The sequence below is a fragment of the Rhodococcus sp. A14 genome (assembly GCF_011603105.1).
In the GTDB taxonomy this organism is placed as follows: Bacteria; Actinomycetota; Actinomycetes; order Mycobacteriales; family Mycobacteriaceae; genus Rhodococcus_F; species Rhodococcus_F opacus.
The window spans coordinates 21945-38336 of the sequence record NZ_JAAOQS010000012.1 but is presented as its reverse complement, the minus strand read 5'-3'; the positions used below and the strand labels follow the sequence as shown (position 1 = coordinate 38336).

Here is a 16392-nt window from a genome sequence, read left to right as displayed (position 1 = left end):
TCCGCCGGAGTCGATTGGGTCGGCGGTGGGTGGGCAGATTGGTTCGGGATGAGCGCAGGTTGCGCGGGTGTCCGTACCGAGCTCTGCGGGTGGCGGCTGACCGGGAGGTCAGCTCGCGGCGAGGGTCGCGAGGCCGTGGACACCGACTACGCCGTGGAGCTTGCGGAGGTTGTGACAGGCGGCGAGCAGCAGCCATTCGCCGCGGGCCTGGTCGAGTCCGCGGAGCAACAATTGTTTGGCGTTCTGCAGGGTGCTCATCTGACCGAAGACCGGTTCGACGATGGCCTTGCGGCGGGCGTATGCGTTGCGGCCCTTCCGGGTGGCCAGCTTGCGGGCCATTCGTTGCTTGCCGTTCGCGGACTTGGGGATTCGCCCGCGCGGCGCGATCGGTGGCGGGTCGACACGGCGCCGGCGTCCGGTCGCGACATAGAACTCGGTGCCGTGTTCGTCGGCGAACTCGGCGGCGCTGTCGAGGTTGTCGGCCGAGCAGTAGCCGGCGTCGGCGAGAACCTGGTCCGGGACTTGCCCGGTGTTCGCCGCGGTCTGTTCGGTCATCGGCATCAGATTGCCGACATCGGCGGCGTTGGTGTTCACGTCAGTGGCCACGATCACCTGATGTTTCTCGTCGACCACGGCCTGCGCGTTGTAACACTGCTGAAAGGCCGCGTCGCCGGTCAGCATGATCTTCGAGTCCGGATCGGTGAAGTTGCGTTGCGCCTTCGGTTTCGGCGTCGCCTTACCGGCCGCGCCCGTGCCCGCCCCCGCGGCGGTGTCATCGTCGTCGCCGCGGTCGCGGGCCTTCGCCTCGGCCCGCTCCCGCGCCGCCTGCCGGGCCTCTTCCTCGAGGGCGGCCTTCGCCGCCCGGATCGTCGCCAGCCGGGTTTCTCGGCGCCGCAGCTCCTCGGGGAGCTCGTCGCCGCGGTTGTTCCGGCCGAAGCGGGCGTCTTCGGCCTTGTCGATCCGTTCGGTCTCGGTCAGCAGGGCCGAGACCTCGTCGGCGAGGACCTTCTCCTTCTCCGACATGCGGGCGTAGCTCATCGCCTTGCGTTTCGAGGCGTTCGCCCGCACCTTCGTCCCGTCCAGGGCGACCCGGCCCAGCCGGACCATGCCCGCGGCCTGGCACAACGCCAATGCCTGCACGAACAGGTGGCCGAGCGCGGACAGGTGCCGCTTGCGGAACCGGGCGATCGCCCGATAGTCCGGGGCCGCGCCCGCGGCGAGCCACCGGAACGGCACGTCATCGACGCATTTGCCCTCGATCGCCCGAGACGAGCGCACCCCGGTGGTGTATCCATAGAGCAGGATCCGCACCATCAGCGGCGGGTCATAGGGTGGGGCGCCGCGGCCCTCGGTGTAGGCGGCGCGGATCCGGGACAGGTCCAGATGCTCGTCGACCAGCTCGGCGATGAACCGGGCCAGATGCTCGGCCGGCAGCCAGTCGTCGAGCGACGGCGGCAGCAACAACCCCTGTTCCGGGTCGAATGCCCGGAACGTCTTGTCCACCGGCCGCTTCGGCACCCCGAAATCGGGTTCGACCCGCTGCACAGGGTCTACCTCGAATAACCCACCATCATCGAGATCATCAGGCACGCCCCATCATCTCGCATACCCGACCATCACCCGAACACCCCGCCCGGCGTGTTACCGACCCACGCTCCTAGGGGTGTTGCAGAAGCGGCGTCACTCGTCGAACAGGAATCACGCCACTCCGAGGAGTGAAATCGGGGCGATATGGACCTCGACCGCCCGCCCACGCGCCCCGGCGAGCGGGGTGATGGCGAAGGCGTCGTCCCGGTCCCGCGCAGACGTCGAGTCGACCATCAGCAGCGTCGACAGGTCGGTCTTTGTCGGTGATGCCATGGTCGATACCTGTCATTGATGACTTGGCCGTAACCGTACGAACCGGACCTCTCTGCGCTCTGCGAAGGGAGCTAGCGACCAACCAACCCATCCCGGTGCAATTACCAATGTGCCGGCCGACAAGGTCAAGCGAAGCGAGCGACCAAATGGGAGACCTGGTGCCATACTGAGCGCAGCGCCGGCGCGAGGGTCATGAAGCAACAGTTCGGCCGATCCGGCGGTACAGAGCAAACCGTGCCACGAACCGGCACAGTACGACGGAGGCGCTGAGTCACCTGCGCCCCACGACTCAATCGCACTCGGGGCTAGCCCGCTGAAGTCGGCCCAGACTTCGGTCGCGGCGTCGAAAACCTGATCGCGAATACTTAGCCAGTTACCCGAATCAAGCCGTTCGCCAGGTGGCTCAGAAGGAAGATTCGGCAGTACGACGTGACGCCGAATGACCCGCGTGGGCCATAGCATCAGAATAGTCGGCTTGCTCATAAGCGGTAGCCGACATTAAAGGCAATGCAAATCCGGACTTCCGACACTCGGTGCGGGAGCACTCGGTGCTCTAGCCAACTCGGGAAGGCAACAAGGAGACCCGACGACGGTATAACGCGGTACGTGCAAGGGTTCCCCCGCGAACGGTAGCCAAGGCGTGGATCGAGCAGCTCAAGGACCCCCGAGTCTGGAGTGGCATGGACGTAGTACACGCCACTCCACGCGGAACCGGGGTGTACGTGGAGTGACTGCGAGTCGAACTGCCGGTAGCGAACCGCCCATGCCTCGGCCCGTCGCTCGCCGAACTCTCCGGCGTCGGCGCCGAGTGGCGTTGTAATCTTCACCAGCGTCGAAGTTGCCTCATCAATCCAACTCGTGATTCTCCTTATGCTTGGTGCGGGATCGGTAAGCAGATCCGGTTCACTCTGCCATGCGCCAAGGTTGCTGGTAACAATTCCGGACTCGTTCTCACTTCGTCGCATGATAAGTGAACGCAACTCGGCGTTTACGTTTGTCGCATCGTGAATTCGCGTGTAAACCGGTGTCGGCCAACACGCCAGAAGCCCGCCACCGAGGTTTCGATTCAGAGTCATCGCCGTTCCCCTATCAGCCGGAAGGCCACTGCGAGGCCCGTGGGAGTGAGCGGACGGCAGGTCGGGTCGTCAATTAGGTCTAGACAACCATCGAGGTATCGCGTGAGGAGGTTGATGCGGCTCTCCTCACCTGCTAAACCTCGACGCCGATACCACCGAACGAGCGTCGCGGAAACGTAGGCGGCACCGAGCAATTCCGTTGGCTGCTTGTTCTGAGTGCCGGAAGGCAGCGTGAATCGTTCGAGCGCCTGGAATGTCTGGAGCGGCTCGAGTTCTTCTAATAGATACGTCCAGTTATGGCACAACTCGTGCAGGAGATATTCGCCGAGAAGAACCTCGTCTGAGAAGGCTCGCGGACTGATATAGATATGTTGCGGTGCGAAAAAACAAGAACATGACATCGCCTCGCTGCGGACGAGCCGTTTGACGCGAACTGGGAGTTTCAGGAGCGCTTCCCACTCAGGCACGTCATGCGCTAACCCTTCGAGTGCCGCGTCGATATCTGCCTGTTCATCCGCCGAAAGCGGCTCGCTGGCGATGTCGGCGGGCGACCTCATCCTCCGATTCGCCTCGATCGCGTATTCCGGTAACAACAAAACCTTTAGCTCGCTCCAATTAATGTGTCCGCGGTCGTGGACACCTTCCCGCCAGGCGCGGACAGCACAGACCGCGGAGAGTAGTCGCGACGCACGGAACTCTCCATCGAGAAAAGGCAAACCCCCCACCTCAGCAAGGAGATTTACACGCGCCATGGCGCCTCATCTAAGAACCGCACTAGATCGTGATGTTTGGTACGGAAGTCATCAAAGTGATCAATTGCCGAGCGAGAGCCCACCGATCGGCCAATTCGATTTTCTAAGAGCTTCAGGAATTCCCCAATAGTCCGCTCACCGAACCAGCGATTCTTGAGGGACGCGATCACAGCGTCGGCTACCAACTGGTCAATCAATCCGATCTCGACCAGATGACTAGACGCCCTACTCAGGTGAACGAGCGGTTCCGATACCGGCCTCCACGGCCACTCCGGATCGTGCAACAACGCTACGACGTCGTCCGGCTGCTCCGGATTGCAACGGAAGGACTCGTAAATCTCGCCAAACCCCATCATTCCAAGGTGGTCGAGCTCCGCGGCGCGGATAGCACCGATCGAACATAGCCCCCAGACCTGCCGCCCGGATCTCAAGACCTCGATGATCTCGTGGTGTCCAACCGCTGGAACGCTCTGAAAGAATCCGTCAGCAAGCGCGATGGCTACGTCAGGACCCGACTCGACACTGAGACGGTCGAACGAGCCCCTCCTCGCAGGTGGTCGCAGTTCGACATCGTAAGGAAGGTCTCCTTCATCGAACCCGCACAGACTAGGCCCTGCAAATAAGACAAGACTCAATGCTGCCTCCGGAGGTGGGAGAGGAGTCTCCGGCCAACTTTTCCCTCAGCAACCGTGAAATTCTCTGCACCTGGCACGACAATACGAACGACGGCCAAATCGGTAGTTGGGACTTCGTAAACATATCTCAGCACGTGACGGAGCCCGGCCGCGTTCGCAGCACTGACCGTCGCAACAATTGCATTGTCGACATCAAGCGTCGCGTCGAGGGACGCGATCTCGGCGAAGTCGATTGCGTTGGCGCCTCTGCGCGCCACGCGGAGAACTCGCCCAACGTGGCGCCGACGGCCTGTGGTGCCAAGGCCCTCGAATCGCGAATATGTTTCTGCTAGATCGTCTCGACCGCCGTGGATTGTTACCAGCCGACTCTGAACAGCCTCCAAGACAGCCCGCATTGCAGCGATCGAAGGGTCGCAATGGCATCCGTATCCCCCGTTCACAAGGCACGGGTCATCGACCAGAGGATCCCAAATAACAGCACGGAACCACGGGACCGGAACGGGCCCTACCACGTAACGAAGCGAGTACTGCAATCCGGCAGCCTCAATAGCGTCGCCTGTCGCTTGGAGATGCGTGGGGAGAGATTCGGGCGAAACAAGTCGAGTGGTGTCGTTGACAGCCTGAAATGACTTCGTGTCTCGTTCGATCACTTCGAATAGGCCGTGAAGGGTCGCCTCCGCAACATCGTTGCCCGATGCGAGGCCGGTTGTATTCGAACCGAAATAACGCTGCGTCACACCATCGCCCAGAAACACGCTGCTTAGAGGAACGGGATGTGGACTCCCGTCCGCGACCGACGTGGCGACAATAGATGGCAGCGTCTCATCGCGCCCTATTTCGACTCCAAGTCTCGGGCAAAACGATAGGACATCGTAGTCCGCCTCTGTCGCGGACATCGGGATCGTGTCGGGAGGCCGGCGCTCGGCCACTGCGAACTCGATGGCCTCCATAGCGGCGCTCGCTGCCGCTTCGTCGTACGTTACGCCTTTGCCAGCATGTACAGCCAGCGTCCTTCCCTGTGGCCGAACGGCTGCGAAGACCGGCACTCCGACACGGTCGAGGCGTGTGAGGTCTACTAATCTGCGTATGCCGTACAGCTCGAAGAGCGAGCGTGCGGCGGCAAGAGATCGGTCGGCGGGTCGGTGCCGGAAACTTGTCCCGAGTGATATGGTCACTGACATTGGATCGGCCATCTTACAAACCATGGGCAGTCGCTAAACGGCATCGTATCAAGCCCAATTGCAAGCCACGCCTTTCCCGATCTGCGCCTCGTCTGAAGACACGGGAATGGAAGTGCGGCGTTCGGATCCATAGTCCAGTAGTGCTCGGCTTGCACATGCGATGCCCGCAAAAAGGCAGCATTGCACGATACACCCGCCCAGGCATCGTGGGAAAAGCGCGGATGCCCGATATCGAAGTCATCAATGCAGACGACGCCACGCCTTATCAGCGCTAACTCTGTTGCAAGGGGCGAGTTTTCAACCGAATGTGCATCGAGGTAGTAGAACGCGCAGTCGAAGGAGTTCGCGACAGTGGATAACATCGCAGCTGAGTGTTCGTGTGTGACAGCGACGTTGGAGTATTCATTCAGTCGATGCCGAGTGAATACGGCGCACTCCTCGGTCACGTCGCAGGTCAAGATCGGTAGACGGGGATAAGCGTGAGCTAAGTACTCCGTCGTATCTCCTAGGAAACACCCAGTCTCGACGATGGCATCGCACCTGTATCTGCGAATCAGCCAGTCGGCGCCTAGAGCGGCGGCGATGTCGAATCCGAAGGGCCCACCGTCCCCCGATAGGCCTAGCACCCCCATGCGGGGGATTCGATAGAAGTGGTGATAGACGCGCTCGGAATGCTCGCGGGTCAGCATTTCTGTGCTCGAATGCTGGTCAAGTTGAACCTAAGTCGGTGTGTTACTGATTGCGAAATCAGACGCGCGCAAAATAGATACAATTCCTCCCAACCGGCCTTGTCGAGTCTGGGCCAATCGTAGGTCGTCGCCACGAACCGCCACACATCCTCTGCCGAGCCGTCTAGGTTCAGGACGAAGCCCTGGTCCGATATCTTGCGGAAACCTGCCACATTAAGCGCGTTCCGCAGTTGTCGCAGACTCGGCGGCGGTGGCACGAGGTGCGAGCGAAGGTGACCATCATGAGCGAGTTGGTGGATCTTCTGACGGTACTTCTGCATGATCCCGTTGCGTGGTTGAGTTCCCGGCAGGATGATCGACACCACGCCGCCTGGCCGCAGTACGCGAGCGATTTCTTGCAATGCTTGATTCGGCCGATCGAACAAATGGATGCTGAGATGACAGACAACAAGATCGATCGAGTCGTCGGCAATGGGCAGGCTACCCCCATCCGCGCAGCATCGTAGCGGCAGGTGGGTCGCGGTGGGGTAACGCGCAAAGTCCACCGAGATGACGGCAGTCTCGGCCCACTGTTGCGCTAACACCTTGGAAAGATGCCCCTCACCACACCCAAGATCGAGCACCGTGTTGGGTGCGTGGATACCATGCCATGCCCGCAGGGCCACTTCGTAGGAGCTCAATGAATCAGAAGTGCGCCCTCGTGCGAATGCCCCACTCGTCACGTCCGGCGCCTCCGAATGGAACCATTCAAAGAACGCACGCGGCGACATTCCCGTATCGGGCACCGATTGAATCGGCCGCACTGCGTCTAATGCGGTCGATCGCACGCAAATATCCCTCGGGGTTTCCATCAATTTTGAGTGCCGATTCGTGGATGCGGGTTTAGGTATGACCGTAGAAAGCTTACTCTAGGAGGGTAGCGATTGGAGGGAAATGGACAGCACGGAGCCAGAACAGGTGTTCAAAAACGTAACACGTTACACGACCGAGGAAGAACGCGCGAAGGTCGAACGGATCGAGCTCGATCCCGATGATCTGGACGGGTTCATGGATCTGCTGAGGAAGGGCCTACTCGAAGCTGCCTCCACTCATGACGCAGCGGTGCAGAACTGCATGAATTTGACTGCAGAGCTCTCCATCAGACTCAGTCGCCCGGTCTACAACGAGGAGAGAGATCTCGTCGAGAATCTTGAGGCGACGGAGATCGTACGGGGAGAACTTCGTGCCAAGAAGATCATGAAGGAGGACACTGGGACGATCGAGTAATCAGCCAGTTCAGCGGGAATTATGTTGACCTACGACCTCTGCTGGTTACTCGGGCAGTCAGCAGACGAATTCTGGTCAGAGAAATACGAAAAGTCGCCGGCGCTATGGCGCGGCGACGGTCGACGCTTCAATGAACTTTTCGGTATGGAGGATTTCGAAAGGTATCTCACCATCTCCGGGTGTTCGGACGGAGCCATAGTGCTTGCCCCGCCCGGCGGAACCAGCGGACGGTTGGATCCCCATGAGGTAGAGCTCGCATGGAGAGCTGGCTATAGTGTGATCGCCGCAGATCTCCACAAGCGCTGGCCGGAAGTAATCACATTAGCGGCCGATCTCGGGGCGGCGATGTGCTGCGCGCTCGCGGTGAATGCGTATCTGTCACCTCCCGAGGGGAGCGCGTTCGCGAGACATTATGACGCGCATGATGTTTTCATACTGCAGACTTATGGCTCAAAACATTGGCTCGTCTTCGATCCAGCTGACGAGCTACCCGTAATGCACACCCAGAATGCACAGTTGAACCGGGACAGCGCTCTGGCCCTCGATGCTGAGCTGCGAGCCGGAGACGTGCTTTACGTCCCTCGCGGGCACCCTCATGTGGCCACTGCTGGATCCGAAGGGTCGCTCCATCTGACCGTCGCGCTAAGCCCGAGTCGATGGGTTGATCTCGCACATGCTCTCGTTGACGTCCTCGCGCAGCAATCAGTGGAGCTCAGAAGAACCGCCCACGATTTCACGTCGTTCACAACTACGGATCTCATGCGCAAGCTGATCGAGGCGAACGACGCTTCCGCTTCGATCTGCATGACCGAATTGCAGCGCTACCTCGATCGAGATCGGGTGGATACGGCCCTTCCAGGGGGTGCCCTAGAATCGCTAATTTCAGATCACGAGCGTGTTGGCCTGGACACCGTGGTGCAGAGGCGGCGGGGCGGCCCCGTCCGATGGGGCCTGCGCGATGGTCGGGTATGGCTGACAGTCTGCGGCAGACGCATGGAGCTACCGGAGGTGGCCGTTTCCGCACTCGAGTACCTGTCGCGAACTGAGCAGTTCCGGATCAGTAATCTTCCTGACGCTTACAGCGACCGAGCAAAGGTAACCCTGGTTCGCGCCTGGCTGCGTGAGGGAATCGTCCTCCGAACTCAAGTCACGCACGATTGACCTACCCGATTCCAGGATCGTTGTGGTCCGCCAACGTAGGGCGGCTCGCGCGGAACGCCAAACTGGCCACGACGAACGCACGAGGGCCTAGTACTGCAACGGCACTTGCTTGACAGGTAGACGATACTGGTTGTGTGGTCCTTGATTTGGTTGTTTCCGAGTTGGAAGCGTTGCATGAGCGGATCTCCGGTCGGTTCGCCCGGTCGGAACCGCGGTCCCGGGTCCGTGAATATGTGACGGGTTTGGTTGCGGGTCTGGAACGCAAGAACGGGTGGACCCTCGCCGAGCGGGCCGGTGAAATGAGCCCGGACGGGATGCAACGTCTGCTGCGGCGGGCCGACTGGGACATCGACGGGGTGCGCGACGATGTGCGTGACTACGTGGTCGAACGCCTCGGCAATCCGGCCGGCGTGTTGATCGTCGATGACACCGGTTTCCTCAAGAAGGGCAGACCCGCTCGGCCGGGGTGCAACGCCAGTACTCGGGCACCGCCGGGCGAGTGGAAAACTGCCAGATCGGGGTCTTCCTCGCCTATGCGAGCGCGGCGGGGCACGCGCTCATCGACCGGGAGCTGTACCTGCCCGAGTCCTGGACCTCCGACCGGGACCGGTGCCGCGCCGCCGGGATCGGCGACGAGGTGGAGTTCGCGACCAAACCGAGACTGGCGCAACGCATGATCGAACGCGCCCTCGACGCGCAGGTCCCGTTCTCCTGGGCCACCGCCGACGAGGCCTACGGGCAGGTGAAGTACCTGCGGGTCTGGCTCGAGGAACGCGATGTTTCGTATGTGTTGGCCACCCGTTGCAACGACGATGTGTTCACCCTGCACGGCCGCTCCGGCCGCGCCGACGAGATGATCGCCGCGGTCCCGGCGAAGCAGTGGCGCCGGATCTCCGTCGGCGACGGCGCGCACGGCAGGCGCGAGTACTCCTGGGTGCGGATCCCGATCCGGATCGCCTGGGCACCCGGGCGTGGGCACTGGCTGCTCGCCCGCCGATCCCTCTCCGATCCGACCGAGATCGCGTACTACATCTGCGCCGGACCCCGCCGCACCACGCTCACCGAACTCGCCACCATCGCCGGCTCGCGGTGGCGGGTCGAGGAATGCTTTCAGCAGGCCAAGAACGAGGCCGGCCTCGACCACTACCAGGTACGCACCTACCGGGCCTGGTACGCCCACATCACCTTGTCGATGCTCGCCCTCGCCTGGCTCGCCGGGACGAAAACCGAAGCGGTAAAGGGGGAATCGGAACCGAAGATCAGGGCATGATCGGCTACACGGTACCCGAGATCCGCCGTCTACTCGTGTTTCTGATCCTGCGACACGCCCACCCCGACGAGCACATCTGGTCCTGGTCGCACTGGCGGAGACGCCGACAACACCAGGCCCGCATCTGTCATTACCGAACCCGCGGCCACCTGCCATAAGTGCCGTTGCAGTACTAGCACGTAATCCGTTATCAGGCGAAGAACTGTGCTTCCCGGGGGCAAGTACTACGGGTGCCTGCTTCGGGTGGGGGCCGTCGCTCGAATGCTGGCCTGAATTCGGGTTTCCAGTGCACGATGCACACATCCCAACCGCTCCTGAGTATGGGAAATGTCATAGGATCCGTTATCGGCGTTTGAAAACGTTTGTCGCGGAATGTAATTGCGTTCACTGTCTGGCGTGGCCTGTGTAACCAACCGGGGTGCGGGTCGTCTGCTCCGCTGATCAACCTGCCGAATCAGGTCTGGGTGAAGGTCTTTTTCCGCTCCTTAGTCCGGATTGCGGTACCCGTCCACGTAACCTTGATCTCACGCCCCGGGGCCGGAGACGCATCGGTGAAGGTGTTCATGGCCCCGCTCCCCGGGAAATGCGCCCACTCTGCCCCGGTGATCAGCGTCCCGTCCGCGTATGCTTTCACGTTCCTTGCGATGCCGCCACCGTTGTTGTACAACTCCCAAGCTCCACTTCCGGTGTGAATTGCATTGAACTGCGCGGAGCGCACGGAACCCACCAAACGCAGATTGAATAGGGTGAGTCCGACGATCACCAACAGCGAGATCACAGCTATCACAGCTATCAAGTCCATCGCTCCCCTTAGCCAGTTGTAAAACGGCACCACCCAGTGCACGAGCTGCGGATACTTCCACCACGCAGCGACGAGAAGCGGTACCGATGAGATGACCAGCAACACGAAACCGGCGCCAAACGTCCACACGGCGCTTACCGGAAATTTGAAGACGACACGGTCTGGTACTTCGTTGTCGCCGGCACCCGCCGTTGCGGCCTCCTTGGCAGCGTCTGCACCGGTTCCACTGGCGATTGCAGCCGCTGCGGCGGCGTGAAGTGCCACATTTCGACGTTCCAGCTCCCGTTGCAAACTGTCTATCGATACGGCGACGCGCGTATACGAATAGCCGATCAGACCCGCAGCGAGAATCGCGAACGTCATGAATACGGCGCGCACAGAGCTCGGCGCGTCGGAGAAGGAGTCTTTTGCGAGGTCGCCGAACAGGATCAAGCCACCGAGTCCACCGGCAACGTACAAGCATCTACGCTGCCAACCTTGATAATCACTGATCTGCTCGTTGAATGTGAGGGTCCGTGGCATCTCAACAGCTCCAGGGCGGGCCGAGCCGACGAACTATGCGCCACCGGTACGGGATGGCACTACATGGCCGCGGCGCCACGATCGTTATCTCCTCCGGAGGCGAAAATAGTCGAGCCACGCCCACTCGAAGAATCCGATGATCAGCTGGATATCGCTCGACGTCAACTCAATCGGATTGTCGGCGATCGCGCGCACCGTGGCGGCGACGGTCACCGTTTCCACAACCTGTTCAATCACAGTTGGCGGCGCATCGGAGGAGTTAAGGAGTTCCATCGCGGTGTTGATCGCACGGGCGACAGGGTTGACCGTGTCGATATTCTCTTCGTGGTACCGAAGAGCGGCAATTCTTCGTTGCCCGCGACTGCGCCCCGCTTCTCGCGCCTGGTCGTTCTCGCTGGTGCCGAACGTGTCCACCCTTCGACCTCCCACGATGTAAGCGGTCACTTCGAGATCGTCATAAAGTGTGACATCAGGTAGCAGAGCTTGTCTCCGGTTCCAATCCACTGTGGCACCCCGAGTTTTCCGAGCCGGTACCGCGCCATGCTGCACGTGTCCGGTATGACCTGGTTTACCCGGAAACGGTTGGCGGATTCGCACGGTCCGCGGCGACGGCGAGCACCTAGATTCTGCAGCGCAACACCGCAGATCATTTGGAGACATGTCTAGAGGATCGATCGATCCGCGGAGATGGTCGTGGCGTTCGTGCGGCGGGTGGCCCCTTGGACTCACCACAGGTCGGGGCGGTACCCGTTATGCGCTAGCGTTCTCCTCAGAGACGACCTGGTAGAACCACTTGGCGATGTCGGAGACCAGATGGGAGCGGCCGGGGGCGTTGGTGAAGAAGTAGTCGCTCAACTTCTCGTGCGCCCCCTGGTTGTCGGCCACTGCCCCGGTGACCGCGTCGTCGAAGTCTGGCGACTCGACGAACTGTTTGGTGGAGTTCACCTTCGCCTGCTGCACGAGCGAATCGTCGTCGAGCAAAGTTCGCAGCAGCGCCTCGAGGAACGAGATCTTCTGAGACTGGGTGAAGTCTTCGGACCCGAACAGGTCGTTGAGGCGGTCGAGGACCTGCCGGAAGGCGACCATCTTCGGGTCACGCTTCTCTCCTGAGCCGGCCGCTGTCACACCGGTAAGCCCGACTCTGGCACCGAGGCTGATGTCGCTCTTACCCTGATCGACCTGCTTGACGCGCTGCAGGACAACATCGGACAAGTCGATTGGCGCGGTGTAGTTGTCGGGCTGGATGACCCTGTCGAGATGGCGCAGATAGATCTGCTTCTTCTCCAATTCCGGGTCGCCGTAGTCGACGATCTGAGACATGAAGTCGTAGAGCCGCACGAACGAACCGACATCCTTGCGGAACATGTCCAGTTCAGCGAGTGCCGCCTTGTCGCCCTCACCCCCGTTGTGGATCAAGGCCGCTTGGTAGCGCTCGGCAAACCGCTTCTTGCCCGGGTCCACAGCGGCTGCGAGAGCACTGTGGCCTTTGCCCTTGACGAACCCCTCCGCGCACTGGTCGACCTCGGCTTGGGTGTAGATCGCGGCGGTGTCGAGCTTCGCCGCAAGATCGTGAACCAGGTTCGGGTCGGTCTCGGTCTCGAGGAACGCGTCCGTGAAGTACGGCTCGAACGCCTCCCGGATCACCGTTGGCTCGTTGACGAAATCCACGACCTGGGTCATCGCCGCGGACTTCAAGACTCCCGACGGAGTGCGGTAGGTCCGGTTGAGCCGCGAAAGGGTCTGCACTGCAGTGACCCCGGACAAGATCCGGTCCACGTACATCGCGCACAGCAGGGGCTGGTCGAATCCGGTCTGGAATTTGTTGGCGACGATCATCACCCTGTATGCGTCCCCGGTGAATGCGGTCCGCAGGTCGTGGACTCCGGGGTTCATGTTGGCCTCGGTGAAGTCCTTGGGGCCGGACTCTGGGTCTTGGACGGCGCCGGAGAACGCGACCAGGGTGCCGTATCTGTAGCCCTTCTTCGCGATGAAGTCGTCGATGGCGTGCTTGTAGCGAACGGCGGCTTTGCGGGAGTCGGTGACGACCATCGCTTTCGCGTGCCCCTCGAGTAGGTGCGCGACGTTGGCGCGGAAGTGCTCGACGATGATCGCGGCCTTCTGGGCGATGGTCTGTGGGTTCAGCTTTACCCAGCGCATGACCTCTTTGGTGGCCTGCGACTGGTCCACCTCGTCCTCGCTGGCCGCGTTCTGCCCGATCTGGAACGCCAGCTTGAACGAGTGATAGCCGGTCAGCACGTCGAGGATGTACCCCTCCTCGATGGCCTGCTTCATCGTGTACACGTGGAACGGCACCGGTTTCCCACCAGCCGAAGGGGGCCGCCCGAACAGCTCCAGGGTCTTGCCCTTCGGGGTGGCGGTGAACGCGAAGTAGGAGATGTTCGCCGACGCTGCACGTTCGGTGGCCTCCGCCGCGAGCACCGCCTCGACGTCGACATCGCCGCCGTCCTTGATGTCTTGCAGCTCTTCCGCGGTCAGGACGGCCTTCAGCTTGCCGGCGACCTGCCCGGACTGCGACGAGTGTGCCTCGTCCGCGATCACGGCGAACGTCTTGCCCTTGAGGCCCTTGTTCTTGCGGATCTCCTCCATCGCAAACGGGAACGTCTGAATGGTGACGACAATGATCAGCTTGCCGTCGGTCAACGACTTCGCGAGCAGCCCCGACTTCGAGCCTCCGGCCCTCGCCGCCTCATCCCGGTCGATCGCGACGACGATGCCCTGATCGTTGTCGATCTGCTTGATCGCGTCCTGCAGCTGCGCATCGAGAACGTTGCGGTCGGTCACCACGATCACCGAGTCGAAGACCTTCTTGTTCTCAACCTGCAACCGCGCCATCCGGTGCGCGGTCCACGCTATCGAGTCCGTCTTCCCCGAACCGGCGGAGTGCTGGATCAGGTACCGCTTTCCCACGCCCTCGGCGGTGACCGTCGCGGTGAGCTCGGAGACTGCCTCCCACTGATGGAACCGCGGGAACCGCAGCGTCGACGACTTGCTGGTCTTGCCGCTGATCGGGTCCGTACTGGACTCGTGCTTGATGTACATGAGCCGGCCCAGGATGTTCAGCCAGGCATCGCGCTGCAGCACCTGCTCCCACAGATACGAGGTCCTCGACCCGTTCGGATTCAGCGGGTTCCCGGCACCACCATCCTCGCTGCCCCGGTTGAACGGCAGGAAATGCGTCTTCTCACCCGCAAGCTTGGTGGTCATCCACACCTCGTCGTTGGACACCGCGAAATGCACCAGCGCCCGGGCTCCGGCCTCGAACAGCGGCTGGACCTTCCCCGTAGCGGCGTCCTTCGGCAGCCGCGACGTGCGGTACTGGCTGATCGCATCCGTGACGGTCTGGGTGAAGTCGGTCTTCAACTCAGCGGTGGCGACCGGGAGCCCGTTGACGAAGAAGACCAGGTCGACCGAGCGGTTGTCGGCGGCCGAGAAGTGCACCTGCCGCATCACCCGCAGCCGCGCCGCCGCGTACTCGGCGTTCCGCTTCTCGTTCAGCGTCGACTCCGGCCGGAACACGCACATCCGGAACTTCGCAGCCAGATGCGAGAACCCCTTGCGGAGAAGGTTGAGCGTGCCGCCGCCGTTCTCCATCGGGGTGTCGAGGACCTTCACGATCCTGTCCAACAACTGATCCTGCTGCTTGACGATGTCACTCGAGCCCGGCTTGACGACCTTGTCCAACTGCTCCAGCTGCGTGTCGGCGAGCCAGCCGAGCACGTCCTCGGGGAAGAGCGCACGCTCACGGTCGTAGCCGGTGTCATCCGGGGAGTACAGCCAACCGTGCGCTGCGAGGTACTCGGCGATCTCGTTCTCGAACTCGATCTCGTTGTGTTGAGCCACTCAGGCCACCTCATCCCGCACGTCGATCTGACCCGTCACCGCCGCAGTGATGAGCGCCGACCGACGCTTGCGTGAGAGATCGATGAATCGCTCAGTCTCTTCGATCAAGGTGCCAATCTTGGCGGTCTGGTGATCGAGAAACGTAACGATGTCCCGTTGCTCGGTCAGTGGCGGACACGGAATAGGGAGGTTGCCGAGTTATGGATAGGGTTTGGCTCCTGACCGTTGACCATTAACCCGAGTTGACTAACTGGTCCCATACCGAATGCGCCGTATGGGGCGCTGGTGGCGTCCCGGTTATCGCACCGTTTCGGAATTCGTCACCGGACCACCTTTACGGGACAACAGCAGGTCAGGAGCTTCCGGTCACGGGACCTCTTCCGGAACACGCCGGTCAGGGTTCGGCTTGCGGGTCACCACGGACGTTGTCAGCAACTGTGCCGTTCACCGGTTAGCGCATGCAAGTATCGGTGGCATGTCCAAAAAGCGATTCAACTTTGCCTATGTCGGCGATCCTCCACCGGAGTGGACTGCCCACTTGAAGTGGAGCGCCCGGATCTTGCGATTGGCTGGCGAATCCATCCCGGACAAAGAACTTGAGCGCGAACTGGAACGTGAGGAACAGGAACAACGCGAGAAGCGCGCGCAGCGGCCGCCCGGCCGCCGCGAGGTGCCCGAATTTCGGAAACGACCCGACGCGTTCCTGACAACAGAGGACGAGGATCCAGTCCTTTACGAGCCGAAGCTCTCCATCCCATTCAGAACAAACAACGGCCTCGACCTCCGGTTCACCAGAGTGAAGGTGTACGAGAACGGGATGGGCTTTGATCTGGTCGCCCGCGAACCGGACCCAGACCCCACCGCCGGTATCCCCTTCGACACCGAGACAATCAATCTGGGGTACAGGATCAGGCCGGACAAGGCTCACAAAACCAGGATCCGGCTGGTCCTCGCGGTATCACCAACTCTTGGTGAGCACGGTTTCTTCGGCGGCACCGTGCTGTCCAACTCATTCAGACAGGACGACTTTCCCGATGATCCGAACGAGCCATGGCTATCTGGTGGCGGCGACTCCCGCAGCCGTGTCCGCGACCTGGGTGTGATTGAAACGCGAGCGCACTACTTCCTCAGTCCGGTACCCACACAGAGCACCATCCACGTCACGGTGGCTTACCCCGAGTTTGGACTCAAAACGACCAGCATCGAGTTCTACGCCGCGAACCTCCGCCCGCCGGGCCGATAGCCGATGGTCAAAAGGAGACCTGCAGCGAGTGCGGGCGCGAATCGAGCAGCTGCAGGGAATCGTGAATTCGGCCG

11 protein-coding genes and 1 pseudogene are annotated in these 16392 nt (G+C 61.5%); 4 read left to right on the top strand and 8 right to left on the bottom strand.

The window, feature by feature from the left end:
• Positions 1-108: 108 nt before the first annotated feature.
• The 5 genes from G9373_RS09500 to G9373_RS09470 all read right to left on the bottom strand — a co-directional run bounded on the left by G9373_RS09500 (position 109) and on the right by G9373_RS09470 (position 7020).
• Positions 109-1545 (bottom strand): IS1182 family transposase, encoded by a 1437-nt coding sequence (locus G9373_RS09500; RefSeq protein WP_167114819.1) that lies wholly within the window; start codon positions 1543-1545, stop codon positions 109-111.
• A gap of 153 nt (positions 1546-1698) precedes the next feature.
• Entirely contained in the window at positions 1699-1860 is a 162-nt protein-coding gene (locus G9373_RS09495; RefSeq protein WP_167114725.1) for a hypothetical protein, read from the bottom strand.
• A 1072-nt stretch (positions 1861-2932) separates the two neighbouring features.
• Positions 2933-3688, bottom strand: a complete 756-nt coding sequence (locus tag G9373_RS09485) for an HEXXH motif-containing putative peptide modification protein (RefSeq protein WP_167114815.1) — start codon at positions 3686-3688, stop codon at positions 2933-2935.
• Between the two features lie 631 nt (positions 3689-4319).
• Complete coding sequence (locus G9373_RS09475) at positions 4320-5498, bottom strand: YcaO-like family protein (RefSeq protein WP_167114809.1); 1179 nt, start codon at positions 5496-5498, stop codon at positions 4320-4322.
• A 688-nt stretch (positions 5499-6186) separates the two neighbouring features.
• A complete protein-coding gene (locus G9373_RS09470; RefSeq protein WP_167114806.1) occupies positions 6187-7020 on the bottom strand; it encodes a class I SAM-dependent methyltransferase in 834 nt (277 codons plus the stop codon).
• A 106-nt stretch (positions 7021-7126) separates the two neighbouring features.
• Here G9373_RS09470 and G9373_RS09465 point away from each other — a divergent pair, with 106 nt between their 5' ends.
• From G9373_RS09465 to G9373_RS09455, 3 genes and pseudogenes are all read left to right on the top strand, one after another.
• A complete protein-coding gene (locus tag G9373_RS09465) occupies positions 7127-7459 on the top strand; it encodes a hypothetical protein (RefSeq protein ID WP_167114803.1) in 333 nt (110 codons plus the stop codon).
• Positions 7460-7480: 21 nt separating this feature from the next.
• On the top strand, positions 7481-8620 hold the full coding sequence (locus tag G9373_RS09460; protein WP_167114800.1) for a cupin domain-containing protein: 1140 nt from the start codon (positions 7481-7483) through the stop codon (positions 8618-8620).
• A 134-nt stretch (positions 8621-8754) separates the two neighbouring features.
• Positions 8755-9890 (top strand): annotated as a pseudogene (locus G9373_RS09455) (IS701 family transposase).
• 454 nt (positions 9891-10344) lie between these two features.
• Here G9373_RS09455 and G9373_RS09450 read toward each other — a convergent pair.
• The 3 genes from G9373_RS09450 to G9373_RS09440 form a co-directional block, all read right to left on the bottom strand.
• Positions 10345-11214: a hypothetical protein gene (locus G9373_RS09450; RefSeq protein WP_167114797.1), complete on the bottom strand. Its 870-nt coding sequence runs from the start codon at positions 11212-11214 to the stop codon at positions 10345-10347.
• 84 nt (positions 11215-11298) lie between these two features.
• A complete protein-coding gene (locus tag G9373_RS09445) occupies positions 11299-11658 on the bottom strand; it encodes a hypothetical protein (RefSeq protein ID WP_167114794.1) in 360 nt (119 codons plus the stop codon).
• A gap of 306 nt (positions 11659-11964) precedes the next feature.
• On the bottom strand, positions 11965-15075 hold the full coding sequence (locus G9373_RS09440) for a type I restriction endonuclease (RefSeq protein WP_167114791.1): 3111 nt from the start codon (positions 15073-15075) through the stop codon (positions 11965-11967).
• A gap of 475 nt (positions 15076-15550) precedes the next feature.
• Between G9373_RS09440 and G9373_RS09430 the strand changes: the two genes are divergently transcribed.
• Positions 15551-16318, top strand: a complete 768-nt coding sequence (locus G9373_RS09430) for a hypothetical protein (RefSeq protein ID WP_167114788.1) — start codon at positions 15551-15553, stop codon at positions 16316-16318.
• Positions 16319-16392: the final 74 nt, after the last annotated feature.

Bases quoted from the DNA above. Each gene is read 5' to 3' on its own strand.
- G9373_RS09495 (WP_167114725.1), bottom strand. From the start codon at position 1,860: ATGGCATCACCGACAAAGACCGACCTGTCGACGCTGCTGATGGTCGAC.
- G9373_RS09485 (WP_167114815.1), bottom strand. From the start codon at position 3,688: ATGGCGCGTGTAAATCTCCTTGCTGAGGTGGGGGGTTTGCCTTTTCTC.
- G9373_RS09465 (WP_167114803.1), top strand. From the start codon at position 7,127: ATGGACAGCACGGAGCCAGAACAGGTGTTCAAAAACGTAACACGTTAC.
- G9373_RS09460 (WP_167114800.1), top strand. From the start codon at position 7,481: ATGTTGACCTACGACCTCTGCTGGTTACTCGGGCAGTCAGCAGACGAA.
- G9373_RS09450 (WP_167114797.1), bottom strand. From the start codon at position 11,214: ATGCCACGGACCCTCACATTCAACGAGCAGATCAGTGATTATCAAGGT.
- G9373_RS09430 (WP_167114788.1), top strand. From the start codon at position 15,551: ATGTCCAAAAAGCGATTCAACTTTGCCTATGTCGGCGATCCTCCACCG.